Below are 14,490 nucleotides of genomic sequence, written 5' to 3'. Positions count from 1 at the left end.
GCGATTCCGTCGGACAAATCTTGTCCGACAATCCCCTCTTCCCTAGAATGTCGCCGCCGCGAATGGCCCTGCCTCAGCAGTAGCGAGCATGCTCACCCGATCACCGCGTTTCGCACTCTACAGGTCGCACCCCGAGCTGATCCTCAACCTGGGCAGTTGCCTCGCCGTGCTCGCCATCGTGGCCATCGTCAGCTACCTGCTGGCCCGTGAGCGCGACAGCGTCGAGCTGTCGGCCATCCGTTCTTCCAACAACATCGTCCAGCTGATCGAAAGCGATATCCTGCGCAATGCCGAACTCTACGATCAGTCGTTGCAAGGGCTGATCTGGGCAGTCGGGCGCAAGGAGCTGCCTGAAGTGCCTGGCGTGTTGCGCCAGCGCCTGTTGTTCAATGAAGCCTTCGTCGACCGCAAACGCGGTGACGTACTCTGGCTCGACAAGCAAGGTAACGTGGTGGGCGATTCCACCAGCGCCATACCGCGTCAGGCCAACTTCGCCGACACCGGTGTGTTCAAGGCCCATCAACACAACGCCAACCTCGGCCTGCTGGTCGGCCCGCCGTTCAAGGCCAAGCTGGGCGACCTGGACTGGTGCATCAGTTTCAGCCGGCGCATTCCTGGCCCTGACGGCGAATTCGCCGGCCTGGCAGCGGGGGCCCTGCGCCTCTCGTACTTCAGCGAACTGTTCAAGCGCCTGGACATCGGCGATGACAGCAGCATCAACCTGTTCAATACCGACGGCCAGTTGCTGGCCCGCCAGCCGACCCGTCCGCAAGACCCGCTGATCGGCACCAATTATGCCGAGCGGCCCAATTTCAAGCGCATTCTTGGCGAACGCAGTGGCAGCTTCACAGCCCCCTCTGCCACCCACGGCACCTCGCGCATGTACACCTTCGCCCGAGTCGCCGACCTGCCGCTGATCGTGTTGGTGGTGCACTCGGCCGACGAGGTGTTCCAGTCGTGGCGGCGCACCGCGATTCTGGTCAGCGTGGCCACCGGCGTGCTGTGCATCGGCATCCTCTGGCTAACCTTGCTGCTGGGCCGCGAGCTGCGCCGCCGCCACGAGGCCGAACAAGGCCTGGCCACCCTGGCCGCCACCGACAGCCTGACCGGCCTGGCCAACCGCCGCCGGCTGGACCAGGTGCTGCGCCAGGAGTGGGCACGCGCGCAGCGCAACCACAAGCCGTTGGCCGTGCTGATGGTGGATGTGGACCATTTCAAGGCGTTCAACCAGCGCCACGGCCACGCGGGTGGCGACCATGCCTTACGCGAAGTGGCGAAGTGCATCGAGGGGTGCATCAGGCGCCCGGCGGACCTGGCGGCACGCTATGGCGGGGAGGAATTTCAGGTGATATTGCCAGAAACCGATCTGGCCGGCGCCACGCTGCTGGCCGAGCGCATTCGGGCCAGCGTCGCGGCCCTGGCGCCGTTTGCCAATGACACCCGTGCCGTCACGGTCAGCATCGGCATCGGCCTGTACGAAGCAAACCCCCAGCACGATCTGGCGAGCGTGCTGGGGGCTGCGGATGAGGCGCTCTACCGGGCCAAGGCCAACGGCCGTAACCGGGTAGAAGGGCCTGGCGACTAGGAGCGGGCGCGGGCGGCGTTACGCAGCGCTTTCACCTGGTCGTGGTTACGTTGCACGCCTTGCAGTTGTTTTTCCACCAGGGTGTAGCTCTGATCGCTGGCGGTACGGCCCAGTTTGACCAGTTTCTCGCGGGCTTCCTTGTAGGCTTTCAGGGCATGGTCCTCGCCCCGCTCGACTTCGTTCAGCACGGCCTCTTCATCCTTGCCGGTGACCATCGCCTTGAGGTTGACCCAACCACGGTGCAGGTCGCCGCTGATGCTGGTGGAAGTCTCAGGGTCGCCACCCAGACGGCGCACTTCGCTTTGCAGTTCACCGGCGGCATTGGCGCACTCACCGGCGCGCTGCACGAAGAAGGCTTTCAGCTCTGGGTTCTTGACGTCATCGGCCGACGACTTGAAGCCTTTTTCGCCATCCTTGCTGTATTCGATCAGGTCGTTGAGCACATCAATTACGTCTTTGTTGGGGTTGCTCATTTCACGAACTCCTTGGCAGGTGATAGTCATCTGTAATGGAGCAGCGTTCGTGCCAACCTTAGACAGAAAAATAAATCGTTATAAATCAATAAGTTAAATAATTAGAAGAATGCACTCGAAGCGGCGTTCTGCATGATTGCCGCTTGGGCCTTCGTGCAGATTGCAGTATGGTCGGCGCTTTTGGACTGCCAGGTGTGTCGATGAAACCGGAAACCCTCGAACTGCTGGTCACCCGGACCATGCCCTTTGGCAAATACCAAGGCCGGATCATCGCCGACCTGCCGGGTGACTACCTGGCCTGGTTCGCGCGCAAAGGCTTCCCGGCCGGGGAGCTGGGCGGGTTATTGGCGTTGATGCATGAAGTCGATCACAACGGGCTGATGGACTTGCTAGAGCCGTTGCGGCAAAAGCATCGGCGCTAATAGCGCCTCATTGTGTTCTGAAGGAGCAGCCTTGTGCTGCGAAAGGGCCGGTATGGCTGAACATTTTGGTAGGCAGTGATGGCCTCTTCGCAGCACAAGGCTGCTCCTACAGATACGGTGGCCAGCCGACCTCAGGGTCGGCTTTTTGCTGGTTCAATGCTGACTTCAGGCTCGTGCTTGACCTGTAGGAGCAGCCTTGTGCTGCGAAAGGGCCGGTATGGCTGAACATTTTGGTAGGCGGTGATGGCCTCTTCGCAGCACAAGGCTGCTCCTACAGATACGGTCGCCAGCCGACCTCAGGGTCGGCTTTTGCTGGTTCAATGCTGACCTCAGGCTCGTGCTTGACCTGTAGGAGCAGCCTTGTGCTGCGAAAGGGCAGGTATGGCTGAACAATTTTTTAGGCGGTGATGGCCTCTTCGCAGCACAAGGCTGCTCCTACAGATACGGTCGCCAGCCGACCTCAGGGTCGGCTTTTTGCTGGTTCAATGCTGACTTCAGGCTTGTGCTTGACCTGTAGGAGCAGCCTTGTGCTGCGAAAGGGCCGGTATGGCTGAACATTTTGTTAGGCAGTGATGGCCTCTTCGCAGCACAAGGCTGCTCCTACGCAGTCCGCGGCTGGGTGGGGCTAGCCTTTCACCGGCGCGACGGCCAGTTCCACTTGCTCGCTCTTCTTGATCACCGCATACACCACGGCCGTCAGCAAGCTGCCGGCGACGATCGCCAGCAGGTACAGCAACGCATGGTTGATGGCATTGGGGATCAGCAGCACGAACAGGCCACCGTGCGGCGCCATCAGCTTGCAGCCGAAGTACATCGACAGTGCACCGGTCAAGGCACCCCCGGCGACACTCGCCGGGATCACCCGTAGCGGGTCCTTGGCGGCAAACGGGATGGCACCTTCAGAGATGAAGCACAGCCCCAGTGCCAACGCGGCCTTGCCCGCCTCGCGCTCACTCTGGGCGAACTTGCGCCGGGCGAGGAAGCTGGCAATGCCCAGGCCGATGGGCGGCACCATGCCAGCAGCCATGGTCGCCGCCATGGGGGCATAGCTCGATGAGGCCAGCAGGCCCACCGAGAAGGCGTAGGCGGCCTTGTTGATCGGGCCGCCCAGGTCGACGCACATCATGCCGCCGAGCACCAACCCCAGCAGGATGGCATTGGTGGTGCCCATGCTGTCGAGGAACTGCGTCAGCCCTTCGAGCATGGCCGCCACCGGCTGGCCAACCACGTAGATCATCACCAGGCCCGTGAACAAGCTGGCCAACAGCGGAATGATCAGGATCGGCTTGAGCGCCTCGAGGCTGCTCGGCAAGCGTGCCCAGCGGGCAATGGCCTTGGCGCTGTAGCCGGCGAGAAAACCGGCGATGATGCCGCCGATGAAGCCCGCGCCCAGGGTGCTGGCCAGCAACCCACCGATCATGCCGGGCGCCAGGCCCGGGCGGTCGGCGATGGACCAGGCGATGTAACCGGCCAACAGCGGCACCATCAGTTTGAACGCCGCCTCGCCGCCGATCTGCATCAACGCTGCCGGCAAGGTGCCCGGCTCTTTGTAGGCCTCAATGCCGAACACGAACGACAAGGCGATCAGCAGGCCACCCGCCACCACCATTGGCAACATGAACGACACCCCGGTGAGCAGGTGCTTGTACACGCCGGTCTTTTCACCCTTGCCGGAAGCGGAGGCCGCCGCGGCATCTGCAGCGTTCTCGACCTTGCCTTCAGCCAGGGCCTTGTCCAGGGTGGCGCGTGCCTGCTTGAGGGCGATGCCGGTGCCGCAGCGGTAAATGCGCTTGCCGGCAAACCGTGCGGTGGGCACTTCGATGTCGGCGGCCAGCAGCACCACGTCGGCTTCGGCGATGGCTTGGGCGGACAGCGGGTTGCGTGCCCCCACCGAGCCCTGGGTCTCCACGGTGAGTTGATAGCCCTGCTGCTGCGCGGCCTGCTGCAAGGCTTCGGCAGCCATGAACGTGTGCGCGACGCCGGTCGGGCACGCCGTGACGGCGACAATCCGCACGCCAGCGCCACTCAACGCTGCCGGGCTGTCGGGCGTATCCGCCAACAGCTGGGCGTTGGCCGCCGCCTCGTCGAGGAACCCCTCACGGTCGGCCAGGGCCTGGGACGGCGTGCTCTGGTACACGCGCTTGCCGACGAAGCGGGCCAGGTCGATTGGCCCGGTGCTTACTACCAGTACCCAATCGGCCTCGGCGAGCTGGGCTGCCGTCAGTTGCCGCTCGGGGTGCTCGGCGTCCTGTACCTCGACACGGGTGCTCCAGCCGCGGCGCTGCGCAGCTGCCGCCAGCAAGCGCGCGCTCAGCACACTGGACACCTGGCCGTTGGGGCAGGCGGTGACAATAGCAATGTTCATCGGCAACCCTCTTGTTGTTCTGTCAGTTGCACGCCGGCTTCAAGGCGTGCCAGTTGCTCGCGGTCACGTATGCCAAAGCCGACCTGGGTCACGGCCTGGGCGGCAATGGCGGTAGCGCGGCTCAAGGTCTGCGCGGGCGCCTCCCCACGCAACAGGCCGTCGACCATGCCAGCCACCAGCGAATCCCCCGCACCCACGGTGCTGGCCACCCGCACCGTGGGCGGCTGGGCATGCAGGGCGAGGTCGCGGGCGAACCAGCTGACGCCGTGCTCGCCGGCCGACACCACCACATGCTCGATACCGCTGGCCAGCAGCCGCTCAGCAGCCGCGCGTTGCTGCGCTGGGGTTTGTACGGCCAGGCCCAGCACCTCGCCCAATTCCTCGGTGTTGGGCTTGACCAGCCAAGGCGCACTTTGCAGGCCGACGCGCAAGGCTTCGCCGCTGCTGTCGAGGGCGACCTTGAGGCCCTGGGCTTTGAGTTGCTCGAGCAACTGGCGGAACCATTCGGGGCTGATACCCCGTGGCAGGCTGCCGGCCACCACTACCGCGTCATGCCCAGGGGCGATCTGTTCCAGCCGCCGCAGCAACGCGGTACGGGCGGCTTCATCGACTTCTGGCCCCTGGCCGTTGATATCGGTCACGCGGCCGTCAGCTTCGACCAGCTTGATGTTGCTGCGCGTTTCGCCCGGCACGCGGACAAAGCAATCGGCAAAGCCGCGCCAGGCGATCAAGGCCTCGAACGGCTGCAGGTTGTCCTGCCCAAGAAAGCCGCCCACGGTGACGTTGTGGCCAAGGTCGGCCAAGACCTGGGCAACGTTCAGCCCTTTGCCCGCCGCATCGCTGTGCTGGGCCTGGCTGCGGTTGACGTGCCCCGGTCGCAAGGTATCGAGGCTGATGGTGATGTCCAGCGCCGGGTTCAGGGTAAGGGTGAGGATCTTGGCCATCAGTAACGCTCCACCAGCGCGCGAACCGCCGCGGCGCTGTCTTGTTGCAAGGCTTCGCGCGCCAGGGCGCGGGCCGTTTGGTGATCGGCCTGGCGAACCAGGGCTTTGACTTCGGCAATGCTGCGGGCGGCGACGCTCAACTCGTCAACATCCAGGCCAAGCAGCACGGCCACCGCCTGCGGGTCGGCGGCCAGCTCACCGCACACGCCCACCCACTTGCCTTCGGCATGGGCAGCGCGCACGGTCATGTCGATCAGGCTCAATACGGCCGGGTGCAGGCCGTCGGCCTGGGCCGACAGGCTCGGGTGGCCACGGTCGATGGCCAGGGTGTATTGGGTCAGGTCGTTGGTGCCGATGCTGAAGAAGTCCACTTCGCGGGCCAACTGCGGCGCCAGCAGGGCTGCCGAGGGCACTTCGACCATGATCCCCAGTTGCAGGTCGGCCACAGGGATTTCCTCACGCAGGCGCTCGACCATGGCCCGCGCTTCACGCCACTCGTGCACCTGGCCGACCATCGGGAACATGATCCGCAGCGGGCGCTGGTCAGCGGCGCGCAGCAAGGCGCGCAACTGGTCTTCCATGACCTGCGGGCGCTGCAACGTCAAACGCACGCCGCGCACGCCGAGGAAGGGGTTGTCTTCGGCAGCGATCGGCCAGTACGGCAGCGGCTTGTCGCCGCCGACATCCAGGGTGCGCACCACCAGGGGCCGCCCACCCAGGCCATCGAGCACGCGGCGGTACTCGGCCTCTTGGGTGGCGACGTCGGGTGCCTGGGGGTGGGCCATGAAAATCAGTTCGGTGCGCAGCAGCCCGACACCTTCCGCGCCCTGCTCCACCACCTTGTCGATACCGCTGCTTTCACCGATGTTGGCGAAAACCTCGACCGCATGGCCATCGCGGGTGACTGCCGGTTCATGGCGATGGGCCCAGGCTGCCTGCAAGCGCTGTTCGCGCTGGTCGCGCTCGGCCAGGGCACGCTGCAGCTCGGCGGCCGCTGGCGCAACACTGACCACACCGCGTTGCCCATCGAGCAGCAATGGCGTGCCGGCCTCGAGCAGCAGAATCGCCGCACCGGCGCCGACCACTGCCGGAATGCCCAGGGCGCGGGCGACAATGGCGCTGTGAGCCGTCGCGCCGCCTTGGGCGGTGACAATACCGGCGACCCGGCTCGGGTCCAGCCTGGCCACATCGGAAGGGCCGACCTCGGTCATCACCAGCACATAGGGCTGTTCGGGCTCGACCTGCGCCTGCACGCCGCACAACTGGGCCAGCACGCGCCGGCCGATGTCGCGCAGGTCAGCGGCCCGTTCGGCGAGCAAGGCGTCATGCAGCGACTCTTGCTGCCGGGCTGCCGCCTCGATCACGGCCATCCACGCCGCCGGGGCGCTTTCGCCCTGGGCCAGGCGCTGCTCGACATCGTCGGCCAACGCCGGGTCGGCGAGCATCTCTTGGTGGGTGACGAAGATCTCGCCGATGGCCTTGTCGCTGCGCTGCACCAAGTTGTGCAGCTCGCTATTCACCGTTGCCAAGGCCTCGCGCAGCTTGGCCCGTTCCTGGGCGAGGGATTCGCCGCGCAGGGGGTAATCGATGTCGCGCTCGACGCAGACGTGCGCCGGGCCACTGGCAATCCCAGGCGCCGCGCCTACACCCTGGATCCGGCTGCCTGCGGCGGGTGCCTGAAGCACTTCGAGCGGCAGGCTGGCTAGCGGTGCGGAGCTTTGTGGCAGCGGCTCGACGTCCTCGCCCAAGCCCGCTTCGATGGCCGCCAGCAGCGCTGGCAAGGCATCGGCGGCGATGGCCGGTTCGGCAATCAGTTCCAGCTCCTGGCCACGGCGGGCGCCGAGGCTCAGCAGCTTGCTAAGGCTCTTGACCGACACCGCTGGCTGCGCGCTGTCGGTCAGCCGCACACGGATTTCGCCCTCGAAGCCTTTGGCCAGTTGCGCCAGCACCTTGGCCGGGCGGGCATGCAAACCATGGGGGTTGGCCAACACGATGCGCGCGCTGGGCCAATCCGCCGGCGCCTCACCGCCCAGCACCTGCAGCACCGCACGGCTGCTGGTAGCCTGGTAGAGCATCTGCCCGCGCCCTTCGATCAGCACTTCGCACAAGCGCTCGAGCAAAGCCTGATGAGCGGCGCCGAGGCTGGCCAGGCAGAACAGACCGTTGAGCGGCTGATCGCGATAGCGCAGCGGTTGCTGCGGGGTGATGAATGCCAGGCCCGGCTGGCGCACCTGGCGCTCGCTGTGCAGCCACCACAGGCCCTCGCCCAGTGGCAAAGGCTCGGCCTGCTGCAGCACGGCGGCAAAGCCATTGTCGACGCAACCGGCGCGCTGCAGCAGGCGCGCACCACGCCAGGCCAGCTCGTCGAAATCTTCGGCCGGCAGGTTCAAGCCAACCAGTTGCGCATCCAACGCCAACGCCTGTGGCGCGCCTTGCAACAGTTTGAGCAAGGCTTCGGCAGAGCTGGCCCGGCGCAGCGCCTCGGCCAGGTCGGTCTCGCCCAGGGCACGGGTCAGCAATTGCAGCAGGCGCAGGTGCTCATCGGAACGGGCGGCGATGCCGATCGCCAGGTAGACCCTTTGGCCATCGCCCCAGTCCACGCCTTCGGGGAACTGCAGCAAGCGCACACCGGTGGTGTGGACCAGGTCGCGGGTCTGCGGCGTGCCATGCGGGATGGCAATGCCCTGCCCGAGGAAGGTCGAGCCTTGTGCCTCGCGGGCCTGCAGCCCTGCGAGGTAGCCCTCGGCGACCAGGCCGTCGGCCACCAGCTGATCTGCCAGCAGGCGCAAGGCCTCGGCCTTGTCCGCGGCCTTCTGGCCCATGGCTATTTGCCCTGTGGCGAGCTCGAGCATGCCCTTCTCCTTTTGCAGTACCCAGGTGGGGTACTGAGGTATTGTTGTCGAAAATGGCCAGTTGAACAGCCTTGCGCAGATGGCAGCCGAGGCAGAAAATTTGGCAGCTGAAACGATTAATCTGACCAGGCGGCCACGTTACTCGATAATCTCCCGAGGAAAAAGCCCCATCCTGTCGGACAATTGCGACAATGGTCGTCTGCGCGCGAGCGCAGCTCCGGGTCAAACTATCCGGTCTGGCCTCGCAGCCAGCCCCGGTAATAACAAGGAAAATTCGGTGAAACTCAGCGATATCGCCCGTCTGGCCGGTGTGTCCGTGACCACTGCCAGCTACGTCATCAATGGCAAGGCCGAACAGCAGCGCATCAGCAGCAGCACTGTCGAGCGCGTGCGCGCAGTGGTCGAGGCCCATGGCTTCACGCCCAACCCGCAAGCCGCCGGCCTGCGCAGCCGACATACCCGCACATTGGGCTTCATTCTCCCGGATCTGGAGAACCCCAGCTACGCCCGCATCGCCAAGCAGCTCGAGCAAGGCGCCCGCGCCCGTGGCTACCAGTTGCTGATTGCCAGCAGCGATGACCAGCCGGACAGCGAGCGCCAACTGCAGCAACTATTCCGCGCCCGTCGTTGCGATGCCCTGTTCGTCGCCAGCTGCTTGCCTGTGGAAGACGACAGCTACCGTGAGCTGCAAGACAAGGGCCTGCCGGTGATCGCCATCGACCGTCGCCTGGACCCCGCACACTTCTGCTCGGTGATCAGCGATGATCGCGACGCCAGCCGTCAGCTGGCCGCCAGCCTGCTCAGCGCAGCCCCGCGCAGCATCGCCCTGATTGGCGCCCGCCCGGAGCTTTCGGTCAGCCAGGCCCGTGCCGGCGGCTTCGACGAAGCCCTGCAAGGCTATGCAGGTGAGGTGCGCCGTTATCAGGGGGAGGCGTTCAGCCGTGAATGCGGTCAGCGCCTGATGCAGCAACTGATCGACGAACAGGGTGGCCTGCCGGATGCCCTGGTAACCACCTCCTACGTGCTGCTGCAGGGCGTGTTCGACACCTTGCAGGCGCGCCCCGCCGACTCGCGCCAGCTGCAGTTGGGCACCTTCGGTGACAACCAGTTGCTCGACTTCCTGCCGCTTCCGGTCAACGCCATGGCCCAACAGCACGGGCTGATCGCTGCCACTGCGCTAGAGCTGGCCCTGGCAGCCATCGAGGAAGAGCGTTACGAGCCCGGCGTGCACGCCATCGGTCGAACCTTCAAGCAACGTATCCCAGCGGCCTGAACATGCGCCTGATCGACACCCACACCCACCTGGACTTCCCCGACTTCGACGCCGACCGCTCGCGCCTGCTGGCCAATGCGGCGGCGCGCGGGGTGGAACGCATGGTGGTGCTGGGGGTGTATCAGGCGAATTTCCAGCGGGTGTGGGACCTGGCCTGCGCCGACACGCGTGTGGCTGCTGCCCTGGGCTTGCATCCGGTTTACCTGGGCCAGCATCGCCCAGAGCACCTTGCCCAGCTGCGCGACTGGCTGGAGCGCCTGCGCGGCGACCCGCGCCTGTGCGCCGTGGGTGAGTTCGGGCTGGACTACTACCTGGAAGCATTGGACAAAGATCGCCAACAGGCGCTGTTCGAAGCACAACTGCAGATGGCCTGCGAGTTCGAGCTGCCGGCCTTGCTGCATGTGCGCCGTAGCCATGCCCAGGTGATCGCCACGCTCAAGCGCTACAAGCCGGCCCGGGCTGGGGTCATCCATGCCTTTGCAGGCAGCTATGAAGAGGCGCGCGAGTACATCAAGCTTGGTTTCCGCCTGGGGCTTGGCGGGGCGGCTACCTGGCCGCAGGCAGTGCGCTTGCGCAAGACCCTTGCCCGGCTGCCGCTGGAAAGCGTAGTGCTGGAGACCGACGCGCCAGACATGGCCCCGGTGATGTACCCCGGGCAGCGTAATAGCCCGGAACACCTGCCGGAGATTGCCGCAGCGCTGGCTGAGGTGATCGGCATAGAGGTGGACGTGTTGGCTGACGCCAGCAGCAAGAATGCCTGTGAGTTATTTGGCTGGTAGCTGCCAGCCCCGGCGCTAGCGCTGGAGCAGCCTTGCGCTGCGAAGAGGCCATTACCGCCACAGCCTCTCTACAGCCAAACCGGCCTCTTCGCAGCACAAGGCTGCTCCTACAGAGATAGCCTCATTAAACCCTGAACGCCCCAATCAACCGTTTCAACTCCACCACCTGAGCAGACAATGCCCGGCTAGCCTCCTCGGTCTGGCAGGCTCCTTGGGTGGTGTCCTGCGCGGCGCTGTTGATCGCCACGATGTTCTGGTCGATGTCATGCGCCACGGCGGTCTGCTGCTCCACGGCAGCGGCAATCTGCTGGTTCTGCTCGACGATACTGCCCACCGCACCCAAAATATTGCCCAACGCCTGCTGCACCTGGCGCGTTTCATCGACGGTGCCAGCGGCCATCTGGTGGCTGCTGCCCATGGCGCTGACCGCAGCTGCGACCCCCTCCTGCAAGCGCTGGATCATCTGTGCGATCTCTGCGGTCGAGTCCTGGGTGCGCCTGGCCAAGGTGCGCACTTCATCGGCGACCACCGCGAAGCCTCGGCCTTGCTCCCCGGCGCGCGCTGCCTCGATCGCGGCGTTGAGTGCCAGCAGGTTGGTCTGCTCGGCAATGCTGCGGATCACTTCAAGCACCCGCCCGATGGCCTGGCTGTCACTGGCTAGCTGATTGATGGCCCCCACGCTCTGGTCGATCTCGGCAGCCAGCCGGTCGATGCTGCCTTGCTGGCGTTGCACCAGGCCACGGCCACTGGCGCTTTCCTGGTTGACCTGTTGCGCGCCATCGGCAGCCAAAGCCGCGCTGCGTGCGACCTCCTGGGCAGTGGCGCTCATCTGGTTCATGGCCGTGGCCACTTGCTCGATTTGCTCACGCTGGCCACTGACCGCCTGGTTGCTCCGCACTGACACCGCCAACACTTGGCTGGCCTGTTCTTCGACGGCCACCACGGTGCGGCCAACCTGGTCGATCAGGCCACGGATACGCTGCACGGTGTTGCTGAAACCTTGCCCCAGCTCGCCCAACTCGTCGCGGCTGCGGGCCTGGAAGCTGACCGTCATGTCGCCGTCGGCGACCTTGCCCATCGCCTTGCCGAGCTGGCGCAGGGTCGCCCGGGTCGAGACGTAGAACCCGCTGTACAGGTACACAATCAGCGCGAACACACCGGCCAGCACCGCCACCAGGCCGATCATGCGCCACTGTTGCTCGCCCAGCCGGTCCTGCAGTTGCCCCTGCAGGTGCATGAGAATGGCCTCGTTGAGGCGGTAGGTGTGCCCCATCAGCTCATGGGTTTGCTGATAGAACGCAGGCCAGGGCGCGTCCAAAGTCTCGGCCACCACCACCTGCGCTTCGAATAACGCGGCGGCCTGCCTGACCGTCGCCTGGCTGGCCTGGGCGCTGCTGGCCAGGGCCGCTTTGGCCGCGGGGTCACTGCCCAGGGCGTCCTCCAAACGCAGTGCGTAGTCGGTGGCCAGGCGCTCGAGGCGCTGCAGCAAATCTTCGAAGCGCGCGCTGCCGGACGAATCCATGAAGCCACGCCCAAGGGCAATGGCCCCCATCGCCTGCCCGTCCGCCAGGGCCTGGGTGACCTGCGCCGTCGCCACACCAAGCAGGTCGTTCAGTTGCCGCACCGAGGTTTGGCTGTCCTGGCTCAGGCCAGATTGGCTGGCCACCAGGCGGGTCAGCACCTGGGCCTGGGCGAGCAAGGCGTCGAACAACGCCGTTTTGTTCTGCAGCGAGGACTCTTCGCGGGCGCGGGCAAAGGCATCGGCCAAGTCCTCGCGCTTGGCTTCCAGCTGCGGGTCGTCGCTATGCAGTGCCTGGAGATGCTCCTGCACGTTGCCCTGCAACGCAGCAATACGCGATTCAACATCACCGGCCTGGCCCGACTGGCCGATCACGGCATTGATCTGCAGGAGGCTGCCCAAGGCTTCGAAGCCTGCGCGCAGGGCCAGGCTTTCGCGCAGGGGGGCAATGCCCTGCAGCTCGGCGCGGGTGGCCTGAAACTGCTGGTACGCATCGCGTACCAGGTAGCCGCTGATGACCAGCATGGGCAGGAAAAACAGGACGCTGACAAGGCTGAACTTCTGACCGAAGCTCAGCCGGTTCATCAGTGCGATGGCCGGATAAAGCAGACGCTTCACGGGGCACCTCCTTGGATTCTTATTGTTCTACGGGGTAGCACAGTGCCACGTGTATACCGCAGATCGAATCGGAGGTTTGTAACTTATGGTTAAGCCCCGGTAGAAGCAGCCTTGTGCTGCGAAGAGGCCAGTTGCATCCCGAAGATTCAGGGGTGGTGCTACTGGCCTCTTCGCAGCACAAGGCTGCTCCTACAGGGCGCGTGTTACGGCGGTGAGGTCAGACCAGCACCGTCCACAACGCAAACCCGGCGTACCACAGCACCGCGCAGCGCAGCAGCAATTCCCAAAGGCTGTCCAGCCGGCTTAGGCCACGCTGGCTGTCTTCTTCCTCGGGGATATCGTCGGCAATGCGCCCAACCCTGGCCACCAGGTGGCCGGCGCTGATGTGCCAGTTGAGGAGCTCGTGCAGCATCACGCGGGTCACCGCGACGAAGTTGCCGACCAGCGCGAAGCTCAAGGCCATCACCCGCACCGGCAGCCAATCCATGATGTGCCGCAGTTGCTCGGCACGCGCCTTGAGCGCGGGCTGCTTGCTGTGCTCGCCGCACAGCGCCAGCAGGCGATAGGCCAAGGCAGCACCTGGGCCGAGCACGAAATACCAGAAGATCACGGCGAAGAAGCTCTGGTAGGCCTGCCACAGCAGGTAACCCTGCACCCGCACCAGCAGGCTGTGAGGCTCGTCGGCCACCAGGCCCAGGTCGCGCTCGGCCACGTGCAGGGCGGCCTGATCGTCACCCCGCCGCCAGGCATCGCGAAACGGCCCCAGCGCCGCTTTTGCATCGCCGCGGCCCAGGCTGTAGATCAACACCAGCAGGTGCACCGGCAATGCCAGCAGGCCATAGGCGACGGGCTCCAGCACATGCAGCAGCAAGGCCAGCACCGCTACCGGCGCCAGCACCAGAATGGCCAACGTCCACCACGGCTGCACCTTGCCGCTGCGCTCCAGGCGCACCAGTTCACCGAGGAAAAAACCATCGCGCTGTATTCGATGGCGCAGTGCCGAGAATTTCTCGACCCACAGCGCCAGCAGCAAAACCAGAAAACTCATGAGTTGTCCTCGTTATCCTTCACGGTTTGGCGATAGCGGCCCCAGTCGAAGGCCGGGCCTGGGTCGGTTTTGCGCACCGGTGCTATGTCGCTGTGGCCCTGGATGCGTTCAAGGCTGATGACCGGCCAGGCGTCGCGGATCTGCCGGGTCAGCTGCGCCAGCGTGGTGTACTGGGCATCGGTGTATGGCAGGTCGTCAGTGCCTTCGAGTTCGATGCCGATGGAGAAGTCGTTGCAGCCCTCGCGCCCGTCGAAGCACGAGACACCGGCATGCCAGGCGCGGTCGAGCAACGACACGAACTGGGTGACGGCGCCATCGCGCTCGACGAACAGGTGCGCCGAAACCGTCAGGTGGCAGATGCTCTGGAAATAGGGATGTTCATGGGCGTCCAGGCGGTTCTGGAAGAATGCCTGAACCTTGCCGGTGCCGAAACACGCCGGCGGCAAGCTGATGTTGTGAATCACCAGCAGGGAGATCGACTCGCCCTCGGGGCGCGCGTTGAAGTTGGGCGACGGGCAGTGGGTGATTCCGTGGAACCAGCCGGTGGCACGGTCCAATTGCATGGGGCAGATCCTGAAAAAACGCCGGGTACAGAGCAGCAGTATGCCCTGC

The 14,490-nt window shown here is 65.1% G+C and carries 11 protein-coding genes and 1 pseudogene; 4 read left to right on the top strand and 8 right to left on the bottom strand.

Annotated features, from left to right (window positions below; all coding sequences use genetic code 11):
- Nucleotides 1-88: 88 nt before the first annotated feature.
- The gene (locus GIB19_RS23030) at nt 89-1,585 is read left to right on the top strand and encodes a sensor domain-containing diguanylate cyclase (RefSeq protein WP_274888138.1); all 1,497 of its coding nucleotides are present in this window, start codon (nt 89-91) and stop codon (nt 1,583-1,585) included.
- On the opposite strand, the gene GIB19_RS23025 is transcribed toward GIB19_RS23030, so the two are convergent.
- Nucleotides 1,582-2,058: a ferritin-like domain-containing protein gene (locus tag GIB19_RS23025; RefSeq protein ID WP_027595486.1), complete on the bottom strand. Its 477-nt coding sequence runs from the start codon at nt 2,056-2,058 to the stop codon at nt 1,582-1,584. The two genes, GIB19_RS23030 and GIB19_RS23025, sit on opposite strands and share 4 nt — an antisense overlap.
- Nucleotides 2,059-2,258: 200 nt before the next feature.
- Between GIB19_RS23025 and GIB19_RS23020 the strand changes: the two genes are divergently transcribed.
- Nucleotides 2,259-2,480, top strand: coding sequence for a DUF3820 family protein (locus GIB19_RS23020; protein WP_027595485.1), 222 nt, complete (start codon nt 2,259-2,261; stop codon nt 2,478-2,480).
- Between the two features lie 625 nt (nt 2,481-3,105).
- Here the strand turns inward: GIB19_RS23020 and GIB19_RS23015 are convergent.
- From GIB19_RS23015 to ptsP, 3 genes are read right to left on the bottom strand one after another with little or no spacing between them, the layout of a single operon-like run.
- Complete coding sequence (locus tag GIB19_RS23015) at nt 3,106-4,845, bottom strand: PTS fructose-like transporter subunit IIB (RefSeq protein WP_027594420.1); 1,740 nt, start codon at nt 4,843-4,845, stop codon at nt 3,106-3,108.
- The gene (pfkB, locus tag GIB19_RS23010) at nt 4,842-5,789 is read right to left on the bottom strand and encodes a 1-phosphofructokinase (protein ID WP_099428339.1); all 948 of its coding nucleotides are present in this window, start codon (nt 5,787-5,789) and stop codon (nt 4,842-4,844) included. The genes GIB19_RS23015 and pfkB overlap by 4 nt, the downstream gene beginning before the upstream one ends.
- Complete coding sequence (ptsP, locus tag GIB19_RS23005; RefSeq protein WP_274888135.1) at nt 5,789-8,641, bottom strand: phosphoenolpyruvate--protein phosphotransferase; 2,853 nt, start codon at nt 8,639-8,641, stop codon at nt 5,789-5,791. The genes pfkB and ptsP overlap by 1 nt, the downstream gene beginning before the upstream one ends.
- Nucleotides 8,642-8,918: 277 nt before the next feature.
- On the opposite strand from ptsP, the gene cra reads away from it, so the two are divergent.
- Both cra and GIB19_RS22995 read left to right on the top strand, forming a co-directional pair.
- Nucleotides 8,919-9,914 carry a catabolite repressor/activator gene (gene cra / locus GIB19_RS23000; RefSeq protein WP_027594423.1) on the top strand — a complete coding sequence of 332 codons (996 nt, stop codon included), beginning with the start codon at nt 8,919-8,921 and terminating at the stop codon, nt 9,912-9,914.
- Between the two features lie 2 nt (nt 9,915-9,916).
- On the top strand, nt 9,917-10,693 hold the full coding sequence (locus GIB19_RS22995; protein WP_274888134.1) for a TatD family hydrolase: 777 nt from the start codon (nt 9,917-9,919) through the stop codon (nt 10,691-10,693).
- A gap of 124 nt (nt 10,694-10,817) precedes the next feature.
- On the opposite strand, the gene GIB19_RS28545 is transcribed toward GIB19_RS22995, so the two are convergent.
- From GIB19_RS28545 to ampD, 4 genes and pseudogenes are all read right to left on the bottom strand, one after another.
- Nucleotides 10,818-11,522, bottom strand: a complete 705-nt coding sequence (locus tag GIB19_RS28545) for a methyl-accepting chemotaxis protein (RefSeq protein WP_446731406.1) — start codon at nt 11,520-11,522, stop codon at nt 10,818-10,820.
- 153 nt (nt 11,523-11,675) lie between these two features.
- Nucleotides 11,676-11,879: pseudogene (locus GIB19_RS28540) on the bottom strand (HAMP domain-containing protein); the annotation flags it as partial.
- A 1,168-nt stretch (nt 11,880-13,047) separates the two neighbouring features.
- Nucleotides 13,048-13,878, bottom strand: coding sequence for a regulatory signaling modulator protein AmpE (gene ampE / locus GIB19_RS22985; protein WP_099428335.1), 831 nt, complete (start codon nt 13,876-13,878; stop codon nt 13,048-13,050).
- On the bottom strand, nt 13,875-14,441 hold the full coding sequence (gene ampD / locus GIB19_RS22980) for a 1,6-anhydro-N-acetylmuramyl-L-alanine amidase AmpD (protein ID WP_085274092.1): 567 nt from the start codon (nt 14,439-14,441) through the stop codon (nt 13,875-13,877). Before ampD ends, ampE begins: the two co-directional genes overlap by 4 nt.
- Nucleotides 14,442-14,490 lie beyond the last annotated feature (49 nt).

The organism is Pseudomonas sp. ITEM 17296 (genome assembly GCF_028895205.1).
GTDB classification, from domain to species: Bacteria; Pseudomonadota; Gammaproteobacteria; order Pseudomonadales; family Pseudomonadaceae; genus Aquipseudomonas; species Aquipseudomonas kermanshahensis.
The sequence above is the reverse complement of the archived record's forward strand: the minus strand, read 5'-3'. Positions and strand labels throughout refer to the sequence as shown.

Bases quoted from the DNA above. Each gene is read 5' to 3' on its own strand.
- GIB19_RS23025 (WP_027595486.1), bottom strand. From the start codon at position 2,058: ATGAGCAACCCCAACAAAGACGTAATTGATGTGCTCAACGACCTGATC.
- ampE (WP_099428335.1), bottom strand. From the start codon at position 13,878: ATGAGTTTTCTGGTTTTGCTGCTGGCGCTGTGGGTCGAGAAATTCTCG.
- GIB19_RS23030 (WP_274888138.1), top strand. From the start codon at position 89: ATGCTCACCCGATCACCGCGTTTCGCACTCTACAGGTCGCACCCCGAG.
- GIB19_RS28545 (WP_446731406.1), bottom strand. From the start codon at position 11,522: ATGAGCGCCACTGCCCAGGAGGTCGCACGCAGCGCGGCTTTGGCTGCC.
- ptsP (WP_274888135.1), bottom strand. From the start codon at position 8,641: ATGCTCGAGCTCGCCACAGGGCAAATAGCCATGGGCCAGAAGGCCGCG.
- GIB19_RS23020 (WP_027595485.1), top strand. From the start codon at position 2,259: ATGAAACCGGAAACCCTCGAACTGCTGGTCACCCGGACCATGCCCTTT.
- GIB19_RS22995 (WP_274888134.1), top strand. From the start codon at position 9,917: ATGCGCCTGATCGACACCCACACCCACCTGGACTTCCCCGACTTCGAC.
- pfkB (WP_099428339.1), bottom strand. From the start codon at position 5,789: ATGGCCAAGATCCTCACCCTTACCCTGAACCCGGCGCTGGACATCACC.
- ampD (WP_085274092.1), bottom strand. From the start codon at position 14,441: ATGCAATTGGACCGTGCCACCGGCTGGTTCCACGGAATCACCCACTGC.
- GIB19_RS23015 (WP_027594420.1), bottom strand. From the start codon at position 4,845: ATGAACATTGCTATTGTCACCGCCTGCCCCAACGGCCAGGTGTCCAGT.